Here is a 12,800-nt window from a genome sequence, read left to right on the forward strand (position 1 = left end):
TCATTCACCTCAAATTAGATTTTTTAAATTATCACAATAAAAATAATTATGATTGTTTCAATCTCTTAAAATTTTCCTGTAACTGTTCTAAGCGTTTTGTACCTTCCACACGCAACCGTTTATTTTCTTCTTCAATCGCCTTTGTTTCCTGCATACCCTTGATGATGATATTCCAAGACTCTTCAATTGTTTCAATTTTAATGCTTGGAGCGCCTGCTAACCTTGCAATATCAGTGCTCTGTTGTGAAATATTCTGAGCATTTTTAAGCAGCATTTCATTGGTTCTGCGGTCAAGCTCACTCATAGAATCAGCAACAAGCTTCTGACGCTTCGCTGCAACTGCTTGAATTAATCCATTTTTAAAAATAGGGATCGTCGTCACAAACGCTGAATTAATTTTTCCTATCAGCTTTGTATTCCCTCTTTGCAATAATCGTATTTGTGGTGCTGTCTGTAGCGACACCATTTTCGCCATTTCTAGGTCATATATTCTCTGTTCTAGTAGCTCGATGGCATTTTTTAATGTATCTAACTGCATGGATGCCAATTGATCTCCTGATGCAACCCGTGATTCTAGCTGTGGTAGCTGAATGTTCTTCAGCTCCTCTACTTTCATTTCACCCGCAACAATGTACTTTTCAAGTGTCAAATAGTATTGGTAGTTTTGCTCATACATTTGTTCAAGCATATTGGTTGAATCAACCATCTCATGCTGGTATTTGGAGATTTCGATATAAATCTTGTCGATTTCAGAGCCCATCGTCTGGTATTTTCCAAAAAGCTTTTCTACCATTTTTTCGCCCTTTTTAAATAGCTTTCCGAAAATACCACCAGATGTCTTTTGAAAGTCCTTAGCATCAAATTTATCCATGATGCGTCCAAGTTGTTTCAGAAGTTCCCCAGAATCTTCTACTTTTGTTGTCCGCATATTGCTGAGAATCTGATCGGAAAAGCGAGAAATTTGCACGGCTGGTTCTTTCCCAAATTCCAAAACTTGAATTTGGTCTCGCTCATCAATCGAACGGACTAAATTTTGAACTTCTGGTTCTTTACGGAGTGCTAGCTTGATATCAGAAGCTTTTGTTTCTGATAGTTTGTCATTATCGCTTACTGGCATCATGCCGCTAGATTGATTTGAAGGTAAAGTCACTACTTAATCTCCCCTTAAGTTTTTTAGTATTCCTTGAAAAAGCCCCTTTTTAAAAACAGAAGGCTCTTTATATTCCAAATCAAAGACCATTTCATCAAGCCAGTGTTTATCGAATAATCGTTCATCGATATAATTTTCAATGTCATTATGGCCTGGTGGATTATAAAGGATGATATCTATCCCAAATTGATTTAAGAGCAGAAGCAATGCTGTATCCGACCTTGAAAGCATGCCGGATAATTCATTATTAAAGATAATCAATTTAGGAACCTGCTGGGAATAATCAAATCTCTCAAGCAATTGAATGATCTTTTTTGGCATAAATTGAGCCTGAGTAAACAAATACATTTTCACATCTTCTAAACTTTCCATCGGCAAAAGCTTTAAACCTGGTTTCTCACAGATTTTCCTAATTGCATGAGCGATTCCCTTTTGTAATCCAGATGCTAAGAATGAATAGGGCCAATAGTGTGCCTGCATCATTTTTTCAGGTTCTAGCAAGCCATCCTTCCCAAGGGCATTCCGGTAATGGAAGCGAAAATCACTGGTACTCTGCATCGTAAATGGCAGTTGTCGAATGAGGTAACTGTGCTCCAACTGACTAAGAGATTGAAGGCGGTCCCAATATTCTTTGCGATTCTTACTAACACCCTGGACTTTTGCAAAAATAGAGGGAATCTTAACTTGTCCTTCACCTACCTTAAAATCTGGACGGATCATTGCTATCTCTTTACAAAGGATAAATAGCTCATCATATGTAGTTTTTAACGTAATGGAAGATGGGGTGTATTCCCTTAACTGCCATGGTTTATAAAGTCCGGATCCTTCTTGGTTTAAAATCGTCTCAATCTCTTTTGAGGCCCGATAAGCAACCGTTGATTTCCTGTTCCTTCTTTCCTTAGGAAAGGTCTCGGCAGGAAGTCTATTTGGATAGTGATGAGTGAAGACGGGTTCTGAAACGTAACCTGCTAGTATATCTTTACCCTCAGGATCAAAAACGACGATATCACAGCCAAGCTTTATTAAATAATATAAAAAATATTGGTGACTTTTCTTAAACTTGCCATACCACAGATATTTGGGCATGGCCCTCTCAGGATCCGCATGGTCTAATTCTGACTGTAAATGATTGATTGACCACTTCACCACATCAACGAGAACTCGCCTTAGTTCGTGATTCTTAAGCCCATCCTTCTCAAGGGTAGCGTACAATTCAAGTGTGGCAATCATCGCTTCCCTTAATTTCCGGTGAATGACCGGTACTTTTGACTTTAACAAAAGTTGTTCTCCATCAAGAAAGGCTGCAAAGCGGTTAATTGACAATTTTTGCTCCTGATTAATATTAATCACTTTTTGAATGGACTGAAAATACGTGTTATTTATTGTTTTATCAAGTGAATCCTCACTTAATAACCGTAACCCCCATTCTTCCGAGTTTACATAATTAAATAACTGGTTGTAGTATTCATCCGTGTCAATTGGAATCCCTAGAAATTTACCTAATACTTGCCCGATCTGGATGGTTCCATTTTGTAATGAAAAAAGGGGCCGTTCTGGTAAGGTTTTTTTTAACAGATCAAACCAATTTTCATACGTTAGGGATATAGGACGGACGTTCAATTGATTTAATGGTGGATACATTCATAATCCCTTCCCTCTAGAAGCGAAAGCTTATTTTCCAAAGAAGATTTATATACTTTGTCCTGCTTCAGCACTTTAGCACTTCTGCATAATAATAGAAAATTATGTAAGGTTCCTTACCATCATATCACAGTTATTTAATTGGTTCATTTGTTAATACGAATGTGTCTCAAAAATGTTTCGTTATTTAAGTAATCTCTTCATTTTTCACCTTTTTTCTTGTCCTTACATACTATTTGAGTACTCATACTAAAGTAGGTGACTCGAATGAGATTTCTCTATAAACGTCCAAGGATGGAGCAATTGCAAGAGGAATTAAATACGGTAATGGAAGTAATGGTATCTGATTTATTTATTTACTTGGACTTATTTGTTTTCAGTATCATCTTTACCCTGCTTCTTTTCCCCGTTATGCATTCACTTGTTATGTCCATTCTTTTCTTTTTTGCTTTTTACAGTCTATTTGCCTGCCTATACTTTTTTGTTTTTAATAGGTTAATGAAAAAGAATTAAACTTTAAGAGGCAACAGTTCTAAAACCTGTTGGAGAATTTCTTCACCCGCACATACCCCACGACTTTTAGTAAAAATAAGATCACTCGTATCTGTCGCCTTAGCAAGCTCACCATGGTTGGGAACGAACCGATATTGACATTTCTGTAGAAAATCCCAATCTAAAATGGAGTCCCCTGCACCTGCTATTGCTTTGGTTCCTTCAGTTTGACAGAGATATTCAAGTGCACTTCCTTTACTAATTGCCAGCGGAATAAAATATAGTTTTCTCCCCTGTAGTGAAATTCTCCAGCCAACCTTTCCGACTAAATCATTGATTAATTGCAATTCGACTGTTGATGGAAGGCTATTTAAAATAAAATAGAAAAAAAGCTTCCCTGCCTGCTTTTTTATCCCATCAAAACGGATACCCTCTCTTTGAAAAATAGACAGTAGTTCCTCTTCTAAAGCGGATTCCATTCTCAATCTATTTTTCACATACTCTGTCCATCCCTCTATAGGCTTTCCATGTTCTAAAATAACAGCCCCATTAGTAGTTATCGCATATTTGAATTCAATCTTGTTTTTAAAAATAGATAATCTGTTAAACTGGTCTGTTGTCCTCGTTGTAACTGGAATAAACAAGCTTTTCTGAGAAATCATTTCAAGGGCAAATAAGGCTGCTTCTGTCATAAAGGCAACCTGTTCACCATCTTTTATTTCTACCAGCTTCAATTGCCCTTCTGGTTGTTCTTCTAGATCAGCCATTGCTCTTTTTGAATAAATGATGGTTCGGTCAAGGTCAGAAGCAACTATCATTTTTTATTCTCCTTCACTGACTTAATTATGCCGCAGCATAAATAACGTAACTCAGGATATTCCACGACCTCAACCCCTTTTTCCTCGGCAAGCATGAGAATGTGTTTAACAAATGGGCTTGAAGGATCACGCATGAGAATTTTCCATGGAACCCTTCGCAGAAGAACCCTCGTTGTTTCTCCTACTCCAGGTTTTATATAATGTGCGTTCTCAATGGCAAATTCTGCTTGGATTTTCATTACATCCTGCATCCCTAGAAATCCCGTTTCTATTTTTTCGTGTTTCTTCTGCGATGAAATATCGGCCGCTTCCTCCCAAATCGTAGAAAACTCAGTAGAGATTAGATGGATAAATTCATTTGAAACATCAGCCGGAAGCAAATCCCTGTAAAATTTAGCTCCGTGAAAATCGTCTGTTCCAATGTATGTTTTATTTAGTACAGTCCTACTAACAAGACCGGAAACAGTTGAATTTAAACATGCACTCGGAATCAAGAAATCCTCCCTCGTACCAAATAGAGTTGTACAGTAGCCTGGATCTGCAATAACAGCAAGTGTATCATCAAGCTTTGTCCCGTATTTTCGTTCAAATTCCTGACAGGCCTTTGTTAATTCAATCGAAATGGCCCCTTTTCCTGTCCAGCCGTCAACAAATTGAATGGCACCATCTGGATGCTCGCTGATAATATACTGAAGGGCTTTTTCATCGATTCCCCGATCTCTGATAATAGAGATACTATAATGGGGCAAAGATACATTGTATCGGAATTTAAGATATCTCTTAATCAATATTCCTACTGGAGTTCCGGCTCGTGCTAAAGAAACGAGAACAGTCTTATTCTCTTTTATTTGGTAGATTTGTTCCGCCACAATCCCTACACACAAAGCCACTTTTTGTTTGTATTCCATCAATGTTTTCCAGAATAAATCAACATATTCTTCTGGAGGCTGGTACTCGATAGGTAATGATTCGCTATAATGCATCCCTGATTGAACCATCAGTTCCCGGTTTGCTGTTGAGTCCTCAAGCTTTATTTCACTTAAATCTTTAAGTAAGAAAAGCACATCATCTTCATGGTATGTCCCCATTTTTGCAGGCTTATTGACTGTTTTTTGCATTTCTTTCACCTCTAACTTTTAGAAAAAAAGACGATCTTTATTGATGGCGCCCCTATACGTTTAAGTTCGGTTAGTAAGGGCTGGAGATTCTCTAACTCTACTTCTCTCTCAAAAAAAATAAATATTTCATCATAATAATCTGGTGGAATGTTATAAACAAAATTTGTAACTGTTAAATCTTCTGGATTGGGAAATGTCAAACCGAACTGAGCCCCGTATCCCATTTTGTTTTCTACATGTATTGGACTTCTAGTGGTGGAGTGATAATACACACCCTTTCCCATCTTAGAAGCAAGCAGCATAGGAAGATACATAAACTCTCCTGTACCTAAACAAAGCGTTTTTTCACCTGTCCTTTTTTGCTCTAAGTAACAAGCTGCCTCTGATATTTTTTCATGAAAAGAGTTTTCATAACTACGGAGACCAAAACGACCCGTTTCTTGGATATATGGTGCCTTATTCCCAATCGTCTTAGAGGAAGAGGGGACTGGGGTAAACAAAGAAGACAATTGCAGAAATTCGACTGACTGCTCCGCCTTATTATTCCCATTATTTCCAGGAGTTTGACTAATAATTTCTTTATGCTGCTTAATTTGTACATGGCCAGCTACTAGACTTACCACGTGAATCTTTATACCCAGTTCGTTCTCAAGCTGTTTAAATCTATTTTTATTTTCTTGTGAACGCCAATCCAATATGGAAACAACTGTATATTCTTCTCTTGGGTAATTTGCATGAATAGACTGGATGATATTTAATGCTGTTTTCCCAGTTGTTATTTCATCGTCTACAAGAATAATTTCCCGTTGGTTATTAATCATATTAATTGGAATGTAGCACCGGTGGGAGGTTGCATGTGAATGTTCTTCCTCAAAAGTGACGTTTGGATTTTCCTCCCGCATTTCCTCTCTTGTTGTATGAAAGAATTCAGCTGTATAGAAACAATCAAAGAAAGCATGACCGAGTGCAGTTGCCGTTTCTGCAAACCCAATTACGACAGGTTGAATCGAATTTGGCACAAACGGAAGATGGTTGTATGTTTCTCCTTCATTTATAAATAAGGACACTAGCTCTTCTTTTTCCCCACAATGTAACCCTTTGACCGATTCCATGTATCTAACAGCTAATAAAGCGGCCGTCAGCATACCCTTATATGGTAGAATGGGTAAATGTTTGCCTAATACTTTGCTTACGAATAGGAACGAGCGCTTTTTGTTGATTCTCGCAGCCATGGTAAAAAGCTCATCAATCGGTAAATTGTACATATTTTTTTCTATTTCTACTTCCGTTTCAATCGCATCAAGGATATTAAACGTATACTTCTTTTTTGATAAGGTCAATGGTTGTGAATTCTTCATGTAACACCCCGTAAAGCTGTGATTTTAAGATCATTTTTTTTGCCCAGTAATAGTGAGGCTTTATCTCGTTCATTTTATTAGAAAAGTCACTTTTAAACACTCCAATATCTCCCGTTGCTGCTTCAATTATATTTTTCGCATCCATATATTCCTCATAGGAAACTACATTAAGAGCTTGAACTATTTTAATATGTGAGGGATGGATAATCGTCTTTCCTGTCAAACCGTTTGCGATATCCATAAGGACTTCCCGAATGAAACCATCTGTATTCTCATCTATTAATTGGGCTCTCCACTTCAGCCCTTCATCACCATATCGTTCACGGAAAGGGGTTTGCCTTAGCTGTGGCTTTAACATTCTTTTTTTAGCTGAAAAGTATTCCCATACCGGCCCTGATACAACATATGGGCAATCAAATCTCTGAAAAACATTTATTATATCTGAAATGCAATCTCTTAATACAGCAATATCATATACGGTTGTGTCAGCACTTCTTCTAATCCCATATAACCCACAGAAGTCAGTCGCCCCTATTCGAACATTCAGAATATTTTCCTTATACCGGTCGAGTAGGTGCTTAATATTCATTAATTCTTCCATTCTTGTTTCCTTTTGGATGACTGTTGCTGTCTCTAGGATTGGCATTGCATAAAAGGGGTGCTCGTTTGAATGAATTTTTAGGACCTCAGTTAATAATTCTTCACTACGTTCTGCAGTGAACTTTGGTAAAACGACCCCTGTAAGAAGCTTGGTCGCTTCTCCTAATTGTTCATTTACTCTCCTAAATTGCTCAATATTACGAACCCTGATAAACATCAACGGTAAGTCTACAAAACTTAAAAATCCTTTATTCAATTCTCCATATAGTTTAAGCAACTCCGTCATAAGAAGCATTTCAGCTCTATCAACCTCGTTATCCCCCACTGCATCTTCAAGATCAATAACAAGCGAGGTTAATCCCTCATGCTTTTTTGAAAGAATCTCTTGATGGATGTTTGGGCGTGTTGCCGGCATGTAAAGGGTTGCTCCTAATCCATATGACAACAGCTCACGATTAGTGTATTTATTAAAGGTTTGAGGTCTTTTATAGAAGAAACGATTAAGCTCCTCCTCGTAGAAATAGGTAAAAAAATTCATTTTATTTCTCCTCGTTATAAGGTAAAAAATAAAGGAAACAGACTTTCGTCAGCTCCCCTTTTAATATTATTATAAAATTAATTAATTGCCTTTACTTTCTTCTTTCTTTTTATTCATAAAGTGAACGACAAATGTAGCTCCAAATGTCACTAATAAGATTATAAAGAACGTTAAATGTCCCATATCTATATGGAATACAGCTAGAAGCATCTTTAAGGCAATAATTAAAATTAAGATATATGCTGTCGTTTCAAGCTCAGGTACACGGTCTATCAAGGTTAAGAATACACCTGCAACTCCTCGCATCATTAATACGCCAAGCATACCTCCAACTAGTAATACCCAAACCTGTTCACTTACACCAAAGGCAGCTAGAACACTGTCCACAGAGAAGGCAATATCCATTAATTCAACCGCTACAACTGTTCCCCAGAAAGTACCGAATAGGCGAATAAGCACACCACTTTGATTTAAGCCCTCAGCCTCTTCATCGTCCCCTCCGGAACCTTTTCGTTTATCAATAAAGTACTTGATTGATAACCATGCAAGATAGCCTGCTCCCAATATTTTTACCCACCAAAGCTTAATTAGGAATACACCAATTCCGATTGCAATGAAGCGGAAAGCATAGGCACCTAATAATCCATAGAATAGAGCTTTCTTTCGTTTTTCAGGTGGCAGGTGCTTAACCATTACTGCTAGAACAAGCGCGTTATCAGCTGATAGTAAGCCTTCTAGAATAACCAGTGTACCAATCAAGCCCCAGCTTACAGGATTTGTTAATACTTCTGCCCACATACTCCAATTAAAAAATTGAGAATATGTATCTAAGATATGATTTAAAACAGACATTAAAAAAATTCCTCCTAGAGTAGAAAAGCATAAGCGCCCTTGGATTATAAGGAAGTCTCAGGCGCTTTAGCTCAGTATTTAAATAAAGTATACATTTTGTAAAAAGACCCATGTACACCTGGGTCTTCTCCATTCAAATTATTAACCTACAGATAAACCAAAGTCAGTTGCAAGCGCTGCTAATCCACCTTGATAACCACTGCCGATTGCACTAAATTTCCATTCACCGTTATGACGATACAACTCGCCAACAACAATTGCAGTTTCAATTGAGAAATCTTCCCCTAAATCATAGCGAATTAATTCTTCTCCTGTTGCTTCATTAAAAATTCGTGCATAGGAGTTAGAAACCTGACCAAAATTTTGGTTTCTGCTGTCAGCTTCATGGATCGTAATTGTAAACGCAATACGCTGAACGTTTGCTGGAACTGTTGTTAGATTAATTTTCACCTGTTCGTCATCACCATCACCAGCACCTGTGCGATTGTCACCAGTATGTACAACGGCTCCGTTTGCTCCTTGCGGATTATTGTAAAAAACAAAATCAGTTTCATTGGTTACTTTTCCATTTTCTCCTAAAAGGAAAACAGATGAATCCAAGTCAAAGTCATTTCCGCCGTCATATTTATTAGTGTCCCAACCAAGTCCAACTACAACATTCGTTAATCCTGGATTTGTTTTTGTTAAATCAACTTTTTGACCTTTTGATAAACTTACTGCCATTTTTTCATTCCTCCATTTTAGGTAATAGTCTATTTACGAGTTTCTCATAAAAAGGTTTCATTTATTATAAAAAAATTTTTTGTTCTCAATCGCAATTGCTAACCTAACTCATCCACTTAGGAGGTGTGTTTTTAGCCCAATAGATTGTTCCTAATTCATGATGGCTTTGATAGCCGTCATAAATAGTATGATAATGAAAATTAAACCAGTATCCTGCTTGTGGTGGATTGTCACGTCTAACATGGAAACGTAAAATATCTTCCCCTGTTAAGCGGCTTTTAATATTAAATATTTTTTCTGAAAGACCAGAACCTGGCTGTTCAGAAATGGTAAGGGTCTTCAAATCCTCTTCTGGGAATTGGTCAGCCGTTTGTGCAATGGCCAATTCAATATTAGGCAAAATAACTTCGCGAAATTCATCTTCTATTACAGGCTTAATTTTTGTTCCAAACTTTTGGTAAGACTGAATTTCTGCCTGCTTTATTAATTGTTCCATAAACTCTTCCCGGTTAAACTCTAATTCTTCATAAAATCCATTTTGCCGAGTAATATTTCTATCTGCCGTCGCTTCAAAAGCATCTATATCTTTGAAGTTCTCCGCATATACAGAATTCATTAGTTGTGTTGGTGTAACAAGACCAAAGGTTAAAATAGAAATTAATACAAATAACGGTTTACGAAGCCACTTGTTCATCACTAGTTCACACCTTATTCTATTGAAGTTTATATTTACTAGAATTTTTAATATCTTAAAAAATATTATACTTCTTTTTTTAGAAAAATGGAAAAAACCAGTTTAATATTTTTTATATTGTAATAAATAAAGAACTGAAGCGAAGAGCTTTCAGTTCTTTATTTATCAATCACACCAAAGTGAAATTTAGACGTTTTTCTCCTAACTACTTGAAAACCGTACTTTTCAAATCGAGTACTTTTATAATGGTCCTTTAAAATTATTCGAGTTTTGGCTACCCTATTTGCTTCCTGTAACAATTCTTCTGTTAAATCGTCGTATACTGCAAATTGACCTAAAGCCTTTATTCCATCCGACTCAAGGACACTTTCCTCAAACATTGGATCAAAATAAACACAATCTACAGATTCATTTGGCTGATTCTTCAAATAATCAAGTGAAGAAGAATGAACGACTTCAATTCTTTCCATTGCCCCATTCATACTTTCCAAACTAGAATCCCATGTTTGGAGCCCCTTCTGAACAATGAAAGCCAAATATTTTTGCCCTTCTATTCCAATTACCTTCCCTTCTTCCCCAACGAGGAAGCTTGCTACAATCGCATCTGATGAAAGTCCAAGTGTGCAATCCAAAACGGTCATTCCTTTTGAAAGCTGAGCAATATCTGCAAAAGGATCGTGATCCCCTTGTAACAACCGCTTAATCCTGAACATTGCAGAATTAGGATGGAAGAAGAAGGGCTGCGTGCTCCCTTTTTCAAATAGTTCAATTCTTTCCTTTCCTACCACAAGACATCCACTGTCCCATTCTTCCTGTAAAAGTGAAATGGATTTCTTTCTTCTTGGCACATAGGGTACTTCTAAAGTTTTTGCTGTATGAATAGCATTTTCAATCATTTGCTGATTGGTTCTTCCTGCAGTAGTTATAAACATGTCATCATCCTACTTACCCCTTAAAAAAAGGCTTTGTTAAACTTGTCTGTTGATTTCCGCTCCAGCCGCTTCGCTTTCCGTGGGCGTTTCGGCGAGCCTCCTCGACGCTCACGCCTGCGGGGTCTCCCCTGAACCGTACTCCCACAGGAGTCTTCGCGCCTTCCGCTCCAATCAACAGGGTATAAAATCAACACTGTTCTTTAACACAGCCAAAAAGAAAAGGACGTCGAATGACATCCTCCTTAGCAATGTGCCTCTAGTGCACTCATTACATTTTGCATAACCATTTCCATTGGCATACCTTCAATATCATGTCTTGGAATAAAATGAACTACCTTGTTATCCTTTAACAGAGCCATTGATGGTGAAGATGGCTCAATCCCCTCAAAGAACTCACGCATTCTTGCAGTAGCTTCTTTATCCTGTCCAGCAAAAACAGTAACTAAATGGTCAGGTTTTTTTTCACTATTTAATACAGCTTGAGTTGCTGCAGGGCGCGCTAAACCAGCCGCACAACCACATACTGAATTCACCACTACAAGTGTCGTACCATTTGCATTTTCCATGAATTCCTCAACTTCTTCTGCTGATTGTAGCTCTTCGAACCCTGCTCTAGTCAACTCTTGGCGCATTGGTAAAACCATTTGTTTCATATATTCTTCATATGCATTTGACAAAATTGATCACTCCGTTTCCCTTTATCCCTATTAGAATACAATACTTAATCAAGAGTTTGCAATTTAATCCTATTATTCCTCGTTTTTTCTCGCCTCTGTCATTTGCTTCCAAACAGAACCTCTTGCTTCTTCCCCACCCTCAATACGTTCGATGGCCATTTTAATTTGCATACTCACTTCAAATTCCTGATCATTCTCAGCAGCCTTTAATGCAGCTAGTGCCTTTTCATCTCCAACCTCAAATAAAAACATTGCAGCCCGCCAACGAACTAATTTACTTTGGTCCTTCAGTGCTTTCATCATCTCTTCTTGTGCTTCTTGGAAGCCTAAATCAGATAAACAATCGCCTGCTGTTCGTCTGACTGTTACAGTCTTGTCTTTAAGTGCCTTATATAGGAGAGGTAAAACTTTCTTTTCTTTAATCATACCAAGGTATACAGTAGCAAGTCTTCGAATAGATGGTTTCTCATCTAATATAGCTTTTTCGAGTATTGGTAAATCCTGCAACTCAGGATCCTCCATTTGTTCTAGAGCCTTGTAACGGATCTGCCAATCAGGATGATTTAAATCCTCAGCTGTTACTTTCATTCGGATAGGTCTAGTCTTTTGTTCTAAGCTTGGTTCATTTGCCTGTGCTTTTTCGACTAGTTCTTCAAGTCGTTCCATTGGATAGGATGCAATTAATTCTTCTACCACATCCTGTCCAATTTGCTCAAAGTCCCCATAGCGGACTCCTTCATTCCTCCATTTTCTAAGGAGAATATAATTATCTTCAGGAAGCTGGGCTTGTTCTCTTGCTTTTAAGAAGTATTCCGGCATCCCGAATCTACGCTCAGTGTTACCATCTGAAAGCTTCACTTGCAACGGAATATCTTTAAATAGTTGAATTTCAACCTTTATTTCACCAAAGTGTTCATCCACTTTTCTCGTATCTGCCGCCTCTACATCCAGTTCACCAAAGGCAAATCGGACCTTTGGCAATAATTCCTTCCAATCGTATTTCGCGTTTCTTTCAACAGCAAGAAAATCTGCCACATGATAGACGCCCTTAATGCCCTCAATGTGTAAGATATCCTGTATGATGATTGGTGCATCAGTTGCGTTTTCTTTTTTATAGTTATGACTTTTTCCCATTGGGAGTTCTTGATATAAAATTATCTTCATTGTATTTGGACTTGGCGTTGGTTCAATCGCCTTAATTTTCAAC

At 37.6% G+C, this 12,800-nt stretch carries 13 protein-coding genes; 1 reads left to right on the forward strand and 12 read right to left on the reverse strand.

Annotation, left to right across the window (positions count from 1 at the left end):
* Positions 1–46: 46 nt before the first annotated feature.
* Positions 47–1,120 carry a toxic anion resistance protein gene (locus tag AC3A54_RS01130; RefSeq protein WP_487653473.1) on the reverse strand — a complete coding sequence of 358 codons (1,074 nt, stop codon included), beginning with the start codon at positions 1,118–1,120 and terminating at the stop codon, positions 47–49.
* Between the two features lie 33 nt (positions 1,121–1,153).
* Positions 1,154–2,791, reverse strand: a complete 1,638-nt coding sequence (locus AC3A54_RS01135; protein ID WP_487653084.1) for a YceG family protein — start codon at positions 2,789–2,791, stop codon at positions 1,154–1,156.
* A gap of 267 nt (positions 2,792–3,058) precedes the next feature.
* On the opposite strand from AC3A54_RS01135, the gene AC3A54_RS01140 reads away from it, so the two are divergent.
* Positions 3,059–3,304 carry a hypothetical protein gene (locus AC3A54_RS01140; RefSeq protein ID WP_335544997.1) on the forward strand — a complete coding sequence of 82 codons (246 nt, stop codon included), beginning with the start codon at positions 3,059–3,061 and terminating at the stop codon, positions 3,302–3,304.
* On the opposite strand, the gene AC3A54_RS01145 is transcribed toward AC3A54_RS01140, so the two are convergent.
* From AC3A54_RS01145 to AC3A54_RS01190, 10 genes are all read right to left on the reverse strand, one after another.
* Positions 3,301–4,101 carry an HAD family hydrolase gene (locus AC3A54_RS01145; RefSeq protein WP_487653085.1) on the reverse strand — a complete coding sequence of 267 codons (801 nt, stop codon included), beginning with the start codon at positions 4,099–4,101 and terminating at the stop codon, positions 3,301–3,303. The genes AC3A54_RS01140 and AC3A54_RS01145 overlap by 4 nt on opposite strands.
* Positions 4,098–5,219, reverse strand: a complete 1,122-nt coding sequence (locus AC3A54_RS01150; RefSeq protein WP_487653086.1) for a cysteine protease StiP family protein — start codon at positions 5,217–5,219, stop codon at positions 4,098–4,100. Before AC3A54_RS01150 ends, AC3A54_RS01145 begins: the two co-directional genes overlap by 4 nt.
* Before the next feature lie 11 nt (positions 5,220–5,230).
* Entirely contained in the window at positions 5,231–6,577 is a 1,347-nt protein-coding gene (locus tag AC3A54_RS01155) for a phosphoribosyltransferase family protein (RefSeq protein WP_487653087.1), read from the reverse strand.
* Positions 6,528–7,715, reverse strand: coding sequence for an HpcH/HpaI aldolase/citrate lyase family protein (locus tag AC3A54_RS01160; RefSeq protein ID WP_487653088.1), 1,188 nt, complete (start codon positions 7,713–7,715; stop codon positions 6,528–6,530). The genes AC3A54_RS01155 and AC3A54_RS01160 overlap by 50 nt, the downstream gene beginning before the upstream one ends.
* Before the next feature lie 81 nt (positions 7,716–7,796).
* Positions 7,797–8,567 (reverse strand): TerC family protein, encoded by a 771-nt coding sequence (locus AC3A54_RS01165; protein ID WP_335544992.1) that lies wholly within the window; start codon positions 8,565–8,567, stop codon positions 7,797–7,799.
* Positions 8,568–8,708: 141 nt separating this feature from the next.
* Positions 8,709–9,290, reverse strand: a complete 582-nt coding sequence (locus tag AC3A54_RS01170; RefSeq protein WP_335544991.1) for a TerD family protein — start codon at positions 9,288–9,290, stop codon at positions 8,709–8,711.
* A 103-nt stretch (positions 9,291–9,393) separates the two neighbouring features.
* Entirely contained in the window at positions 9,394–9,984 is a 591-nt protein-coding gene (locus tag AC3A54_RS01175) for a YpjP family protein (protein WP_487653089.1), read from the reverse strand.
* A gap of 158 nt (positions 9,985–10,142) precedes the next feature.
* Positions 10,143–10,916, reverse strand: a complete 774-nt coding sequence (locus AC3A54_RS01180; protein ID WP_487653090.1) for a class I SAM-dependent methyltransferase — start codon at positions 10,914–10,916, stop codon at positions 10,143–10,145.
* A 242-nt stretch (positions 10,917–11,158) separates the two neighbouring features.
* On the reverse strand, positions 11,159–11,593 hold the full coding sequence (locus AC3A54_RS01185) for a BrxA/BrxB family bacilliredoxin (protein ID WP_335545805.1): 435 nt from the start codon (positions 11,591–11,593) through the stop codon (positions 11,159–11,161).
* Positions 11,594–11,665: 72 nt separating this feature from the next.
* Positions 11,666–12,799 (reverse strand): conserved virulence factor C family protein, encoded by a 1,134-nt coding sequence (locus AC3A54_RS01190; RefSeq protein WP_487653474.1) that lies wholly within the window; start codon positions 12,797–12,799, stop codon positions 11,666–11,668.
* Position 12,800: the final 1 nt, after the last annotated feature.

The sequence above is a fragment of the Neobacillus sp. Soil_C_43 genome, from assembly GCF_057656715.1.